The sequence below is a fragment of the Paenarthrobacter sp. OM7 genome, from assembly GCF_029873575.1.
In the GTDB taxonomy this organism is placed as follows: domain Bacteria; phylum Actinomycetota; class Actinomycetes; order Actinomycetales; family Micrococcaceae; genus Arthrobacter.
On the sequence record NZ_CP123579.1, the window covers coordinates 1,435,452 to 1,450,280 of the forward strand.

Genomic DNA, 14,829 nt, shown 5'->3' on the forward strand with positions numbered 1-14,829 from the left:
GAGGGCGTCATGGCTGAAGCTGTCGTAGTCGAGCAGAGTGACATCGAGAGCGAATGGCGCCCTCTCACCGCCGCCCAAGCCGCAACGGTTGAGGGCAAGTCCGGCAAGGCTTGGCGGCTTATCCTCGCTGAACCGGGGCTGAGCGTCGAGGAGCACCTTGACGCCAACTTGATCAGTCGGGAAACCGTCAAAGATGTCATGACTTCCATGATCATCAGGGTGTTAAAGAACGAGGACAGCGCAAGGTCGATCAGCAAGTCCGCTGACGACTGGACCAAAACACTCACCTTCGACTCCTCGGTGTCCACCGGTGAGATGTACCTCAACGACAACGAGCGCCGGCTGCTCACGCCACCGCGCGAAGCCCCGGAGTACGGCATGTACGTCGTGTCCCTCGGAGGCTGACATGGGTTTCTTCGACACTTCGGACCTGCTCGAAGCAAGAGCGGACACCGAGGAACTTATGAAGGACGCCTGCGTGGTGGTCCGGCCCGGGGCCAAGTCGGTTACCGATCCAGCAACCGGCAAGGTCACACGCGCTTCAACGCAGGTCTACACGGGCAAATGTCGGTTCAAGCAGTCACAGGCGCAAGCCAACACCAAGGTAGCCGGCGAGCACGTCTTCACAGAGCAGGGCATCCGCTGGGACACGCCTGTAGGTTCCGGGCCATTCAAGGTTGGCGACATGGTGACGTCCACTGCATCAGAGATGGATGAGCATCTCGTTGGCCGAGTCTTCCGAGTTGAAGAGCTCTTCAACCAGTCCCAAGCAACAGCCCAGCGCTGCCGAGTCGTGGAGGTTCTCTAATGGCCGGCATGACTGTAGATGCTTCCGACTTCGACAAGCTTGGCGAAGAGTTCCTGGAAGCAGCCAAGAAGATCGTTCCCGAGACCCGCAAGGTTGTTGAGAAGGGCTCCCTGAACGTCAAGAAAGAGATCCAGGAGAACTTCCGCGGATCCAGCTTCGAAGGCGCGGTCCGGAACATCCGGTACAAGGTGAAAGACGTCCCTGACGGGATCGAGGGCAGCATTGCTCCGTATCTTGAGCAGGAAGGCTTCGGCTCCCTGGTGGGCATCGCGCTCTACGGCTCGTCCAAGGGCGGCGGCGGAACCGTGGTAGACCCAATCCACGCGTTGGAAGCAGAAGCCCCTCGGTTCGAGAAGGCGCTCTTGGAAGTCGCCGGGTTGGTACTCAATGAGTAAAGCCCACTACGACGCACTCGAAGCGCTCCTCCCTGACGGCTTCACAAGGTTCCGTGGCGTCGCCGAAGGGGAAGCATCCGAGGGCAACCCGGACGGCGAAGTGAACGCCGACGACTACCCCTTCATTGTCCTGGGCGGCAACCTGGGCAGGGATTCCACCGAGGCCATGAACGGCGACCCGGACACCCGCGAAATGCGGTTCAGGATCACCTACTCAGGGCTCACGTTCGACTCCGTGCTGATTGTTCTGGAGGCCGTCCGAACAGCCCTCAACGGCAAGAAGCTCGTCGTGCAGGGCTGGTCCAGCGGCATCCTCCGCCAAGAGGAACTGTTGGACATCCGCGCCGACCGGGATGTCACTATCCCCGGCATCGGCTTGCATCCCCAATTCGCGGTGGACGAGTTCACCCTCGTGTCCGCTCGCTAGGAAACCCACCGGCCCTGCGGGGCCACCACCAAATAGGAGGCCATCATGGCAACCCGTAATCAGGTGACTGAGCCCGCCGCAGGCGCGACTGAGGCCACCGCTGATCCCGCTATCCCGGACGAGGTGCCGGGCCGCACCCACGACCCGCGCAAGAGGGTCCGTGTTTACGACAAAGAAACCAAGGAGGAGCTGGTCAACAGCGTCCCCGAAACGTGGCTGGACGGACGTTTCCCCCGGCTCGCCGAAGTCCCTTCCAAGAAAGCAGGTAAGTAGCCATGGCTCAGCTTGGCCCCAAAATGCTCACTGACGCGAACCGGCGTCTCTGGTGGGTTCCCTCCATCGCGAACTACCACGCCCCGAAAATCTCGGAAGTAACAGCTGGCAAGGACATCTCCCAGCTGATCACCGCGGCAGACTACGCGCTGGGCGCCACCAGTGATGACTCGATCAACGACCCGGCTTGGACTGCTTCTTCGAACTCGACGGCCCCGGGTCGGACGAACTACGAAGCGGCCATGAACTTCTTCCGCTTCAAGAACGCCATCGATGACACCGCCTGGACCACGTTCACAGGCAAGAACATCGGTGGCTTCCTCGTCGAGCGCATCGGCCAGATTGAGGAGGGCGAAAAGGCCCATGAAGTGGCGCTCGCGGCCGCTGATGAGGTCCGCGTGTTCCAGGTCCTTACCAACACCCCGCAGGTGCTGTCCCCATCCGGCGCCGGCTACGAGAAGTTCCGCCAGGTCTTCTCAGTGCAGGACCTCGTGGACGAACGCGCAATCGTCGCTGTGTCCTAACAAAGTCAGCCGGCCGGAGGGTTTTCCAAGGTTCCCTCCGGCCGGCGTTCCACCCTTCAACCTTGACCCCACCACTTTGAAAAACCTTGGAGGTTTTCATGACTGAAGCCCTGAATCTTGACGACTGGCTCGACGGCGCCAAGCGCACCGAACGGTCTGTCACCCTCTACGCCCGCAACGATCTCCTCGCCGACATCGACGAGCTCGAAGCCAAGCTCCGGCAGATCGCGGAAGTTCCCTTCGAGGACCGGAGCATGGGCGATTCAGCGCCTGGGAAGGACCTGCAAGACAAGATCGATGACCTCTACGTCGAACTGGACCAGTCCAAGATGGTGTTCCGTGTCAGCTTCCTCGACGACGAGGAGCTTGAAGAAATCACGGAGCAGGTCAAGAAGGACATCAAAGAGGACATCGACAAGGCTGCCTCCGCTGCGCGTGCCGAGGCTCGGGAGAAGTGCAAGCGTCTCGAAATCAGCGCAGTCAATGACATCAACTCGATGGTTCGGACGATGGCCAACACGGCAGCTGACGAAGTTATCCGGAAGGAAGCGGACCTTCGCACCATCACCAAGGCTGTGGTGTCCCCGCAGCTTACGCTTACCCAGGCTCGCAAGCTGGCCAAGACCGTTGGTGAAGCGCAGATGGGTCTGCTCAAGCAGGCCTACAGCCGTGCCGCTGTGGAAGCTCCCAAGGTGGCAGTCCCAAAATCGTCGAAGCCCTCGCCGACCGACGATGGGGTCATGTCCTCCTAGAAGCCCGGACGGCCCGCGAATGGAAAGTCCCACAGACTGTCCTTCGCGGGCGCAAGGACGACGGCACCTGGACGGACAGGGACCGCATCATGGCACTGGCGCTCACAGCCTACGAAGAAGGCCTGTGTCCTGGTTGCGGGCTGCACCATTCAGTGACCCGTGGGGACCACAACGTTGGCCGGCACGAAGCCGACGACCAGGTTATCTGCCATGGCTGTGCGCCGCTGGAGTCCAAGAGGGCAGACACGAACAGGGTGACCTTCCCAGGGCAAAAGATCACCCTGCACGAAGCCGACGGCTGGGCCTAGCGGTTACTTCCGCGCTTCACATATCCAACGATCACCAGCAGCAGGCCAACAACCAGCGCACCGAACAACATGCCTGGATTTGATTGGCCTGCGCCGGCAGTCATTGCGAAGAGAACTACCCCCAAAACGGCCAGAATGACGCCTCCCCGGATCAGCATGTGCCCGGGCTTGCTACCGCTCTTTTGTTCGCTCATGCCCTGATCTAACCACAACTGAATATTGCCTCTGGAGGTTACCGTGGCCGAGCGCAGCGTCGTTGTCCGGGTCAAAGCCGAAATCGCCGACTTCCGGAAGCAGATGCAGGAAGCTGCCAAGGCAACCGACGAAGTAGGCAAGCGCGCCCAGGACACTGCCAAGAGGTCCGGCACCGCCCTGGGTCAGATGGTCCAGTCCGCATCTCGTCACGAGGAAGCATGGCGCTCCACGGGCAACACCCTCCTCGGCGTTGGTGCTGCCATTTCTGTCGGCGTTGGGCTGGCCATCAAGTCCTACATGGCGTTCGACAAATCAATGTCCGAGGTTCGTGCCGCCACGCACGCCTCAGCTGGGGATATGGAGCTGCTCCGCGCAGCAGCCATCAAGGCCGGAGCTGACACCGCCTACTCGGCCAAGGAAGCCGCAGACGGCATCACCGAGCTGGCCAAAGCAGGCGTATCCACGAAGGACATCCTCGGCGGTGGCCTGAAAGGTGCGCTTTCGTTGGCAGCAGCCGGCGGCATGGAAGTAGCCGACGCAGCCGAGCTGGCCGCCACAGCCATGAAGCAGTTCAAACTGACCGGTGACCAGCTACCGCACGTCGCGGACCTCCTCGCCGCTGGTGCAGGAAAAGCCCAAGGCTCCGTTGAGGACCTGGGCAACGCACTCAAACAGGGCGGCCTGATCGCTTCACAGACTGGCCTGTCCATCGAGGAAACCACCGGTGGGCTTGCTGCCTTCGCAGCCTCGGGCCTCCTCGGCTCCGACGCGGGCACCAGCTTCAAGACCATGCTGCAAGCGCTCACGCCGAACTCGGCTGCTGCTGCCAGCAAGATGAACGAACTGGGTATCTCCGCATTCGACGCCCAGGGCGAATTCATCGGCCTGTCCGCCTTTGCGGGCAACCTCAAGGACTCCATGAAGGACCTCACCCCAGAGGCCCGCTCCGCTGCCATGGAAATCATCTTCGGCTCCGACGCAGTCCGCGCCGCCAACGTTCTCTACGAAGAGGGCGCAGCTGGCATCTCCAAGTGGACCAAGGAAGTCAACGAGGCTGGCTACGCGGCCATCACCGCGGCCATGAAACAGGACAACCTCGCAGGCGACCTGGAAAAGGTCGGCGGATCGCTTGACTCCGTGTTCCTCAAATCAGGTTCCGGAGCCAACGAGGTCCTACGCGACCTCGCCCAGGGCGCGGACAAGCTCATCGACTCCATCGGGCAGATACCGGGGCCAGTACTTCAAGCCACCCTCGGTGTCGCTGCCTTGGCTGGCGGCGGGGCGCTGCTGGCCGGCGCGTTCCTGACATTGTTCCCGCGGTTCATCGAAGCAAGGAGGCACCTCAACGAGCTGGCAGTCTCCTCGCCGCGTGCCGCTGCCGGACTCACGAAGCTGGGCAAGGCAGCAACCGTCGCTGGTGTGGCGATGGCTGCCCTGCAAGTGGCCGGCACTCTGGCCAACGGCGCAGCTGGGGCAGGCCCTTCCTTTGAGCAGATGGCCAACCAGATCCTCAAAGCCTCCAAAGCAGGGGACCAGTTCGGGGCCACCTTCGATAAGGACTTCCTCACGAACATAGGCGACATCGGAAGCTTGAAGGACCTCTTCAAAGCCTCCGACCAGGACGACTTCGCTGGGTTCCTGAACAACACGGCAAAGGCGCTCACCGGCTACGAATCCACCGTTCACCGGGCCACCAACGCCCTCGGCCAAGCTGACCAGGTATTGGCGGCCATGGCGAAGAACGGCAACACCACTGCTGCCGCGGACAACTTCAAGGAGTTCGCCAAAGCGTCAGAGGAAGCCGGCCTTTCGCAGAAGAAACTGTTCGACCGATTCCCCTCCTACCGCGACTCGCTCCTCGAGCAAGCCCGCGCCGTCGGAGTGAACCTCGAAGAGCAGGAACTCTACGACTTCGCCCTCGGGAAGATCCCGCCGCGGCTGGCAGCAGCCCAGTCCTCCCAAGAGGGACAGGCAAAAGCCGCTGAGTTCCAAGCGAAGGCCACGCAGGAAGCCACCGACCGGCTCGCGGATATGGGCTTGTCAGCTGACGGCGTCGTGGTCTCGCTGTCCAAGCTGCTGGACTCCATGTTCGCAGCTGGTCTCGCAACGCTCTCAGCACGCGACGCTGAGTCCGCATACCAGGAAGCCCTCGACGGGCTGAAGGTCAAGATCGATGAGGTCAACGCCTCGCAGTCCGCCGGCAACCAAGTACTGGACGCCGCGACGGGCAGCTTCGATCTGACATCTGAAGCCGGACGCGGTGCCAGCGCTGTCTTCGGTGACTTGGCTCAAAAAGCCATCAGCACCACGACGGCGATGGCCAACAACGGGGCCACCCAGGGCGAGCTGCAGGGCAAGCTGGCCACCACCTACCAGTCCCTTTACGACACGGCACGGGCCTTCGGCGCGTCAGAGGCAAAGGCTGATGACCTTGCCCGGAGTGCGTTGAACATTCCCAAGGGTGTGCCGATCGAGACTGCGGTCCAGAACTACGCGGACACCATGGCGAAGCTCAACGGAGTCAAGAGCGCGGCAGATTCGCTGGACGGCAAGGTTTCCAGAGTCACGATTCAGACGATTCAGGAGACCTACAACCGGGTCATCAACGGCGGCCCGGACCCAGCCCGGCCCGGGCAGATCGCGCCTATGTTCACCGGTGGCGTGGTGGGCTTCGCTGGTGGCGGCAAGGTACCCGGCACGCCGCCTCTCAACCCGCGCATGGACAACATACGCGCCATGACCCAGAACGGAACGCCCTACAGCGTCCGCTCAGGGGAATGGATCATCAACGAACCGCAGTCCAAGAGGAACGACCACTGGCTCAGGGCCGTCAACAACGGGCTGAACCTTGACGACGTCTTGGCCTATCAGGCGCCGTCGAAGTCACTGGCCTCCGGTTACGGATCCGCGATGGGCTACGGCGGGTATCAGGAGCAATCCGCGTCGATGGCCAGCGTGAACGTGGACCTGCCGGACGTATATGTGCAGAACCCTTTCACGGGTCAGTACCTGCTCGCTCAGGTGAGCACCGTCGCCCAGGGCGTGGTGTCCGCCGCCGATTCCAACTCCCAGTACAACCGCAACGGAAGGCGGTAACCCGTGGTTGCAGTGACAGCCGAGGCCCTCCCTGGTGGGCCGGGACCAAAGGCCGGCATCACCATAACTGGCCTGGGTGTTGGGAACTCGCTGGTGAACGTGTGGCGCACCGCGGACGAGGAACGCAACCCCGTCCGCGGTGCCCGCCGCGTCACCATGAACGACGCCGGATTCGTCACCGACTGGGACGTACCAACCAACCGGCGGGTGGTCTACGAAGTGGAAGTCCTGTCCGGGCCGGGCGGGGCAAGCAGAAAGACCGCGGCCGCCATCAACATCGCCTCCGAAACCAGTTGGCTGATGGACCCGTTCATCCCGCAGGGCGCTGTGCCAGTGATCGGGAAGCGAACCCGCAAGGGTGACATCGTGCTAAGGGGTCCGGCGCTCAGTGCGCTTGAACACGGCGCGGACATCTCAATGTTCAACGTCATGGGCAACAGGAAGCCCATCGCTCTGTTCGGTGATCGCATGGCCGAGAAGGGCGTCGACCTTTCCATGGGGACGCGCTCCGCTGAAGAAAGCAAACGCCTGAAGGATCTTCTCACGTCAACGTCGGGCTTCCTGTTCAGGCCCGGTCCGGACCTCGATGGCGTCCTGCTCAAAGGCACCATGTTCCTCGCCGTCCCCTCCGTGGTTCAGATCCCCGTGGACGTCGGCTGGGGCGGCGAAATGACCTGGTGGGAGTTCAAGGGCGACACCGTCGCCGCGCCCACCGTGAAGGTCCTGACAGCCACTTGGACCTACGGCGATGTGCAGCTGCTGGTGGAAACGTACCAGCAGAAGCAGGACGCCATGGCCGGCAAAACGTACCTCGACGACCTCAAGAACCCGCTCGGCTAGGAGTCACATTGCGTCTCATCGATCAGGACACATTGGACGCACTGGAAGGCTCCCGCCCGGCGGACAACCTCACCGTTTGGGCATGGCGCGGCGGGCAGCTCGTCGTCCCGGAACCGCTCAACGTCAAGAACTGGTCCGCTGACGATGAAGCGGGGGAGAACGTCAAGGTAGCCCAGAGGATCGGCATTACCGTCGCCGATCCTGACGGCACGCTCGGCGCCTGGCGTTTCGACGACCCTCTCGGTGTGGGCGGCACCCGCTTGCAGATCATCTACAACGTGGGCGGTGCCAGTGCTGTGAACTTCGGCTGGTTCCGTATCACCGGGAACGTGCCCACCGAGTACCGCGAATCGCGGATCATCAACGAGTACGGCTACATCGAACCTGATGGGAGCCTGCCTCCACACAAGAAGCGCGTGTGGATCACCACGGCCGCCGTCTCCCTCACGGTGGTGGACATTACGTCGGACGTGGACCGCGACCGGCTGCAAGCACCGCAGTCTCCAGGGGCCGGCGCCACAGTCATCTCCGAATGGAAGCGACTCACTGGCCGATACTTCCCCACAGTGGTGGATCCCGGCGTGACGGACACCGGGTTGTCCCGGCAGCTCGTCTACGAAAAGGAACGCCTCGAAGCCGGCCAAGACCTGCTCAGCAGAGTTTCGGCACGATACCGGATGGGCGGCGACGGCGAAGCGCACATCTATCCGCAACGCGGACCCGTGGTGCTACGCATCGAACCCAACCAGGGACTCATCAACGTTTCCCGCAGCCAGTCAATCGACGGGCTCTATAACCGCTGGGTAGTCGAAGGAAAGAACGAAGCGACCGGCGACCCGATCTTCGGCGTCAAGGACATTGAAAACGGGCCGCTGCGCTACGGCGGAGACCACGGCCAAGTGCCGTTCTTCTACTCCTCCGAAATGATCACCACCGTCGCGCAGGCCACCACCTATGCGGAGAAGCTCCGCGATGAGTTCCTGGGCAACCTTGCCGTCGAGCTGAGCGCCGAAATCATCCCCCATCCGGAACTCCAAGCCGGTGACCGAGTCGAGATCGGATGCCCGGTGCCGGCCGGCCACGTGGTCTACCTACCCGGGGACATCACCTCCATCAGCCGGGCGGGCAGCCCCATCCCGGGCAACACCACCCTCACGGTGAGCTGCTCCTATACAGACGTCCTTGCCGCACTGGACCGGACCGAATGGGCGCAGCACATCACCGACGAGATGCCAGAGCTCACATGGGACCTGATGCCCGGCTCATGGGGCCAGCTCCCACCCATACTTTGGTCCGAACTTTAGGAGGCCCGCATGGTTGCCCTGGTCAAAACCAAGGAAGCAATCCCCGCCGGCGGCACCACCCGCGAATACGGAACCGCCTACTTCGACGGCACGGAATGGTGGGCCAACGTGCGAGGCGGCATGCTCATGGCCCGGTGGAACAAGAACGTTCAGCCGGTGCAGGGCGGCAAGATCGTCGTGGACATCACTAGCGACGGCAGGGGATTGGCCACCGCCCTCGTTGTCTGTGAGTACGACGACCAACCGGCACCGTCCACAGGGTCCGTGCTCGCCGTAGGCATGGACGAGATTATCTTCACGGGCGACGACGGCGGCACCTACACCACAAAGTCCTTCCTCGGGCCGGTCACCGACTACGCACCAGGGAACCCCGTGAAGCTGTCCTGGGCATCAAACCAGCCCACCATCCTCGGGGTCATTGCAGCCATCAACGCCCCACCCGCTCAGCCGCCGCTCCCACCACCTGCCGCGCCCGACATTATCCAAACGGGTCAAGAGACACTCATCGCCACCGCATCCGACACGTACGGCGTCGGGGGCTGGGGCCGGTGGGCCGGATCCCAGAACGGCGGCGAGCAGCTCTACAGCGGTTCGATGGCTGGCCAGGTGCTGACAGGCAGCTGGTTTTACGGACCACCCAGGCCCGCCCTCGCAGGGAAGACCATCACCCGCGTGCAGTTCCGCGTGCCAGCCCGCCTCAACAACGTCGGCAACTACAACTCCGCGGCCACCATGCACGTCTACGCGCACACCAGCCAGTATCGCCCAGGCGGCGACGTCGGACGCTCCGTAGGTCCCTTCGATGTCGTCCTTGCCGCGGGCCAGGTGCCGGCGTGGATCGACCTGCCCACCAGCTTCGGCCCAGTCATCGCAGCTGGCGGCGGCATATCCATAGCGGGCGACCCGTACATCGGGCTCAACGGCAGACGCAAAGACCCCGAATCCGGAAAGCTCCTCATGGATTGGAACATCTAAATGACGCAGACACTGAAAAACAAGATCGTCGTACCCACGAACGGCGACGAATACAACCTCACTGCGGACCTTGCCACCGCTTTCCTTGGGGCCAACGTGGTCATCCCGATCGCATCGAACGCGGCCCGGACTGCACTTCAGGGGCTGGGAGTCATGGTGGGCCAGTGCATCATCCGGACCGATCTTCCGGGCCAGCCCATCGAGACGTGGAACGGCACGAAGTGGCTGGACTACGCCAGCGGCAACATCGCCCTCGGTGGTTTGTACCAAGCCTTCGGTGCCGGCTACGGAACCCCCGGCTACGAGAAGCTCCCAACGGGCAGGGCGACCCTGCTGGGCATGGTGGGCACCACCGGCTCAACGATCACCATGACCGCCAACACCGCGTACCTGCTGGGCACTATACCCTCGGCCATCGCGCCGGCCGCCGACGAGCTGTACAACCCGGGCACCAGCTCAGCCATGGGAAACAAGTGCACCCTCTACGTCCGGTCCAACGGCAACATCCACTTCGAGACCGCAACGGGCTTCTCGAGCATTTCCCAGGGCGCATTTTTCATCGGCCTCGGTGGAATCAACTGGAGGTCCAAGCCGTGACCCGCTACAAGAGCACCGCACTGGCACTGTGGCTCAAGGTCCAGGAACCTCGGGCACTGTCAGCCATCTTCTTCTTCGCTTACCTGGTGATCAGTGTCCTTGGCCTCGCCGTGGCTATCGACCCACCAAGGTCCATCCAGTCCAGCATCGGGCAAGGGCTCATGGTGGGCTGGGGTGCACTGCTGCTGATCGGCGGGGTGCTCGGCTCCATCTCAGTGCTTCCGGGTATCTGGTGGATGGAGCGCGCGGCCACAGGCTTCTGCATGACGGCAATAGGCATTTACGGCGTCGCCGTCGCTGGCCTGCCTGTGACGCAGATCAGCACCCGAATCGGGACGCTCTGCTTTGTCATCTTCGCCCTGCTCATGTTTGCCACTCGCCTAGTAAAGATCCGGCATTTCGCCTACGACCCCGAAAAGTAGGCCCACCCATGGATTCAACTCAACTGCTCGTCACCCTGATCGGTGCTGGCGGCGGAGGTGCGGCGCTCCTCGCGCTCATCAACGGACTCATCAAATACCTCAGCGGCTCTGCCGGGCGGGAACGAATCCGCAACACCACCCTCAAAGACCAGCGAAACGAAGCCTGGGCGGAACGGGACAAGGCGTGGAAGGAGGTCGCCGAAGAGCGGAAGCGCGCTGACCTGAGCGACGCCCGGGCTGACCGTGAAGCCCGCAACCGCCGGCGGACGGAGGAGTACGCCTCTCAGCTTCGCCGCGACTGTACCGAGCATGGCATGGCAGCTGAAGAGCTTCGCCCCTGGCCGCAGCTCGAGAAAGAACCGTCAGAAACACCACCAACCTAGGAGCCACTCATGGCATTCGTCCTTTACCGGCCAAGCCGCGGGCCAATTACCCAGTTCTACGCGAACCCTCAACCTGACGGGTACCCGCATGCGGGCCAGGACTATGGGTACACCGACGGCGTCAACATCTTCCCTGAGGTATACGCGGCTGCTGATGGTCAGGTCCTCTACGCCGGGGACAGTCGCGACCTCGGCTGGCCAAATCAGTGGTACCTAAACCCGGACTTCAACCGCAACGACAACGTAGACACCAGTGCCGGCAACATCATCATCATCGGGCACAAGGCCGGCGGTGCAACGTTCATAGCAGACACAGGCTACGGACACCTTGCATCCTTCAGGGTCAAAACAGGCGACTGGGTCAAAGCCGGCCAACACATCGCCATCAAAGGAAACACCGGTTATTCATTCGGGAAGCATCTGCATTTCTTCCTGATGTTCCGGCCATACAACTACGCCACGAACACCTATGGGTGCAGTAACCCGAACCCTTACATGACCGGCGGGGCTGCCCTCGGGCCCGCTGGCACCATCACCGAAAATCAGGAAGAGGACGATATGTACAGCGACTCAGACCGCGCGCGGGACAACCTCACCGCAGAGCGAGTGAACTACCTCTGGGATACTGTCGGCCCGGGCAGGTCCGGCTACAAGCCAGAAGGCGAATTGGCGGGCGACATCCGTGCCAGCCGCCGTGCAGCTGAAGCAGCTCTGGACAGTGTCACACCAGGGGAGTCCACTGTTCGTCCCGCCGGCGCGACCATCCAAGCCATGGTGGCCATCCAGGCGGGCGCAGAAGACAAGTCCATCGAGGACATAGCCTCCCGCACGGCTGAGAAGCTGGCCGGCGGTGTCGAGTTCGTGCTCCAGCCTAAGCAGGAAGGCTAGGGCATGGAATCCCTTGACCCCGCAGCGATCCAGGCGCTCGCAGCTCTCGGCCCCGTAGTGCTCTGGCTCATGGCCGTGGGCTTCTTCAGCCCGCCCGTGATCTCTGTCATTCAACAGACGCGTTGGTCCGCGCGCAGGCAGTCCATTGTGGCCTTCCTGTTCTATGTCGTCGTGGCAACAGTGACGGCGTATCTCATGGGCATATTCACCAATGTAGGAATTGTCGTCTCCATCCTGGTCATCTTCATAACGGCAGGGAACAGCTACAAGCTGCTGTGGAAGCCGACAGGCGTAGCGCCCGCCATCGAGGCAGCCACGCCGATCGGCGACAAACAAGGCAAGCACGAAGCCTGACAGCAAGCGTTCGACCACAACTGAATAGGAGGCCCTTGTGGCTGTAGAAGAGACGTCGCTGGGCTTCAAAGTTCCGGACGGCAACGACCCTGTCCGCAACGGCGACAACCTCATCGCGGACAACGCGCTGGTTGCCCAGGGCCTTCATCAGGAAGAACGTGCCCGCCTGGTCACCCTCGAAGCAGTTGCCGGCTTCGAGGGTGACCCGCTGGACCTCAACGACTCCGCCGTCGCCCAAGCAATCGTCGCCGGCCCAGAGTCAGGCACCGCCCTAGCCGACGCACTGGAGATTCAAGTCCCCCCGGTCGTGGCCGAAGCCATCGCCACCAACCCTGCAGTCATTGCAGGTGCCGCGTCAGCTGCGCAATCCACCGTCGGCATCATCCCTGTCTGGCGGCCCAACGAGACAGTCACCGCGGGAACCCGTCGCATCTCACCAAACGGTGACATCGAATCCGCGAAAACCAACTTCACCACCGGTTCTGTCTACAGCGCGGCAAACTGGAATCCCTCTACTCAGGGAACCACGCTGGCCACCGCATCCGCCAAAGCGGAAGTGGCCATCTACAACTGGAAGCCCAACACGGTGTACGCCGCTGGCACCTACATCATCAGCCCACCTGCAGGATCCGCGACAGCTCCCGGCGGTTCCGTCGTGTACCGCATCACCGCAGGAACGTCGGCTTCCACATGGTCCGCCGACGCGGTCAACTGGGCCCTGACAAAGCAGATGACCAAACGGGGCAGGCTGCCCCTCAACGTGGACATGGACCTGTTGAAAACGCCTGGCGACTACGTCATCCATAACCAGGCCACAGCTGACAGCACCCTCAACCTGCCCGTCAAATACCCTTGCCTGATCACCGTAGGCGGCGACGTCGAAGCCTCAACGATCATCTTCAGCCAGCACCAGTGGACCTATGGCGCGAAAGCCAACGGCTTCGGTGACTTGGAACGGAAACGCATCACCGCTTCGGCGACTGCTTGGAATCCGTGGAGGGACCCGAACGAAGTTCCGGAACCGCCCGAGCCTGTAGTGGTCACCACCGCAGATGTGGCGATGGCCAACGCTCCTTTGCTGGACGCCATGCGGCAGCGTTACGGGGGAGTGGTTGGCACGGGCGGGCTTGGTGCTGTGAGCATCCGGGTTGACCACGGTGACGTGAACCTGAGGGACAAGGTCCTGCCCATCACGGGACCACGGGATGTTCCAATCTCCTCGGCTATCAACCCCGGCCAGACCCGTCTGGACCTCCCAGAGAACGCCGGTGTTTCATGGGCCGACCGTATGAATTGGAACACCAACTACGGCATGCAGCACGTCGGCCACGGGATGTTCCATACAGACGCGACCACCACCGCTGGGATGACGGTTGAGCTCGTCGATTCCAAGGCGCTGCTCAAGGCGAACATGCCAACGGCGTCGTTCGACATGTTCGCGGTGGCTGGGGTTGGCGGGACTGGCTTCAACGGATGGACCGGCACATCTACTCCTGAGCACTTCGGCCCGGGGTTCGAAGCGGCACGGTTGGTCCTGGCCAACTATGGAGCCTGCACGGGTTACCTGACCGGAACTAAGTACCGACTGTTGGACGGCAACCCACGCAACGGTGAATGGCACAAGACCATGGACAACGTCCTTGACGCGCAGGAAGTCATTGACGAAATCAAGATGGCCCAAGCGATGGGCGCGGGCCTGCAACTCATGGTTCACCCGTCGCGCATCGACTATGGAGAGGGCTACATCACAACCGCGATTTTCCAGGAGATTGTGAATTTCCTTGCGGACGAACGCGACGCTGGCCGCCTGCTTCTCTGCTCAATGTCAGGGCTCCTGCTTGCGGATGCTTCCACGAGCTACCGCAACAACCTCGTCCGGAACGGGAAGTTCAAGGACCTGGCCGCCTGGTCTGGCTCCGGCTACACGACGGGCGCGGATCCGGACGGGACAACGTTCGCACTTTCCAGCAACTCGGCAGGGTTGCTGTCTCAGTCGATCAACATCTCCGATCGGAAATGGGCAGAAGGCGGACAAAGGGAACTCACGGCCAAGCTCACCTCACCGGACGGAGCTGTGGCCCGGCTAAGTGTCGTCCACGCAACGAAGGGTTTGTCCAAGAGCGTGGACGTGGCGTTGGCAGCTGGAGCTCCGGCGCCGCCGATTCACAAACTGTTCTCCATCCCAGTTGGCAGCACGAGCCTTACCCTGAGCGTCGGACGTGTGTCCGGCGGGCAGGTACGTATCCAGGACGTCGGGATTTTGTCCTACTGATTGAAAGGGAGAAACC

At 62.2% G+C, this 14,829-nt stretch carries 19 protein-coding genes; 18 read left to right on the forward strand and 1 reads right to left on the reverse strand.

Features of this window, described 5'->3' with window-relative positions; genetic code table 11:
- The first annotated feature begins 9 nt into the window (after positions 1-9).
- From QEH68_RS06710 to QEH68_RS06745, 8 genes are all read left to right on the forward strand, one after another.
- Entirely contained in the window at positions 10-405 is a 396-nt protein-coding gene (locus QEH68_RS06710; RefSeq protein WP_280627476.1) for a hypothetical protein, read from the forward strand.
- A gap of 1 nt (position 406) precedes the next feature.
- The gene (locus QEH68_RS06715) at positions 407-808 is read left to right on the forward strand and encodes a DUF6093 family protein (protein WP_280627477.1); all 402 of its coding nucleotides are present in this window, start codon (positions 407-409) and stop codon (positions 806-808) included.
- Positions 809-816: 8 nt separating this feature from the next.
- The gene (locus QEH68_RS06720; protein WP_280627478.1) at positions 817-1,203 is read left to right on the forward strand and encodes a hypothetical protein; all 387 of its coding nucleotides are present in this window, start codon (positions 817-819) and stop codon (positions 1,201-1,203) included.
- Positions 1,196-1,630 carry a hypothetical protein gene (locus tag QEH68_RS06725; protein ID WP_280627479.1) on the forward strand — a complete coding sequence of 145 codons (435 nt, stop codon included), beginning with the start codon at positions 1,196-1,198 and terminating at the stop codon, positions 1,628-1,630. The genes QEH68_RS06720 and QEH68_RS06725 overlap by 8 nt, the downstream gene beginning before the upstream one ends.
- A gap of 45 nt (positions 1,631-1,675) precedes the next feature.
- Positions 1,676-1,903: a hypothetical protein gene (locus tag QEH68_RS06730; protein ID WP_280627480.1), complete on the forward strand. Its 228-nt coding sequence runs from the start codon at positions 1,676-1,678 to the stop codon at positions 1,901-1,903.
- Positions 1,904-1,905: 2 nt separating this feature from the next.
- Positions 1,906-2,427 carry a hypothetical protein gene (locus QEH68_RS06735; protein ID WP_280627481.1) on the forward strand — a complete coding sequence of 174 codons (522 nt, stop codon included), beginning with the start codon at positions 1,906-1,908 and terminating at the stop codon, positions 2,425-2,427.
- Between the two features lie 98 nt (positions 2,428-2,525).
- On the forward strand, positions 2,526-3,179 hold the full coding sequence (locus tag QEH68_RS06740) for a hypothetical protein (RefSeq protein WP_280627482.1): 654 nt from the start codon (positions 2,526-2,528) through the stop codon (positions 3,177-3,179).
- An 89-nt stretch (positions 3,180-3,268) separates the two neighbouring features.
- Positions 3,269-3,487 carry a hypothetical protein gene (locus QEH68_RS06745; RefSeq protein ID WP_280627483.1) on the forward strand — a complete coding sequence of 73 codons (219 nt, stop codon included), beginning with the start codon at positions 3,269-3,271 and terminating at the stop codon, positions 3,485-3,487.
- Here the strand turns inward: QEH68_RS06745 and QEH68_RS06750 are convergent.
- On the reverse strand, positions 3,484-3,681 hold the full coding sequence (locus QEH68_RS06750) for a hypothetical protein (protein WP_280627484.1): 198 nt from the start codon (positions 3,679-3,681) through the stop codon (positions 3,484-3,486). The genes QEH68_RS06745 and QEH68_RS06750 overlap by 4 nt on opposite strands.
- Before the next feature lie 43 nt (positions 3,682-3,724).
- On the opposite strand from QEH68_RS06750, the gene QEH68_RS06755 reads away from it, so the two are divergent.
- The 10 genes from QEH68_RS06755 to QEH68_RS06800 are packed head-to-tail and all read left to right on the forward strand — an operon-like array spanning position 3,725 to position 14,813.
- A complete protein-coding gene (locus QEH68_RS06755; protein WP_280627485.1) occupies positions 3,725-6,778 on the forward strand; it encodes a phage tail tape measure protein in 3,054 nt (1,017 codons plus the stop codon).
- Positions 6,779-6,781: 3 nt separating this feature from the next.
- Positions 6,782-7,618, forward strand: a complete 837-nt coding sequence (locus QEH68_RS06760; protein ID WP_280627486.1) for a hypothetical protein — start codon at positions 6,782-6,784, stop codon at positions 7,616-7,618.
- A gap of 8 nt (positions 7,619-7,626) precedes the next feature.
- Positions 7,627-8,922: a hypothetical protein gene (locus QEH68_RS06765; RefSeq protein ID WP_280627487.1), complete on the forward strand. Its 1,296-nt coding sequence runs from the start codon at positions 7,627-7,629 to the stop codon at positions 8,920-8,922.
- Positions 8,923-8,931: 9 nt separating this feature from the next.
- Positions 8,932-9,897 (forward strand): hypothetical protein, encoded by a 966-nt coding sequence (locus tag QEH68_RS06770; protein WP_280627488.1) that lies wholly within the window; start codon positions 8,932-8,934, stop codon positions 9,895-9,897.
- Positions 9,898-10,494, forward strand: a complete 597-nt coding sequence (locus QEH68_RS06775; protein ID WP_280627489.1) for a hypothetical protein — start codon at positions 9,898-9,900, stop codon at positions 10,492-10,494.
- The gene (locus QEH68_RS06780; protein ID WP_280627490.1) at positions 10,491-10,916 is read left to right on the forward strand and encodes a hypothetical protein; all 426 of its coding nucleotides are present in this window, start codon (positions 10,491-10,493) and stop codon (positions 10,914-10,916) included. Before QEH68_RS06775 ends, QEH68_RS06780 begins: the two co-directional genes overlap by 4 nt.
- A gap of 8 nt (positions 10,917-10,924) precedes the next feature.
- Positions 10,925-11,299, forward strand: coding sequence for a hypothetical protein (locus QEH68_RS06785; RefSeq protein WP_280627491.1), 375 nt, complete (start codon positions 10,925-10,927; stop codon positions 11,297-11,299).
- Positions 11,300-11,308: 9 nt separating this feature from the next.
- Positions 11,309-12,187: a M23 family metallopeptidase gene (locus tag QEH68_RS06790; protein WP_280627492.1), complete on the forward strand. Its 879-nt coding sequence runs from the start codon at positions 11,309-11,311 to the stop codon at positions 12,185-12,187.
- A 3-nt stretch (positions 12,188-12,190) separates the two neighbouring features.
- Entirely contained in the window at positions 12,191-12,541 is a 351-nt protein-coding gene (locus tag QEH68_RS06795) for a hypothetical protein (RefSeq protein ID WP_280627493.1), read from the forward strand.
- Positions 12,542-12,578: 37 nt separating this feature from the next.
- The gene (locus QEH68_RS06800; protein WP_280627494.1) at positions 12,579-14,813 is read left to right on the forward strand and encodes a pyocin knob domain-containing protein; all 2,235 of its coding nucleotides are present in this window, start codon (positions 12,579-12,581) and stop codon (positions 14,811-14,813) included.
- Positions 14,814-14,829 lie beyond the last annotated feature (16 nt).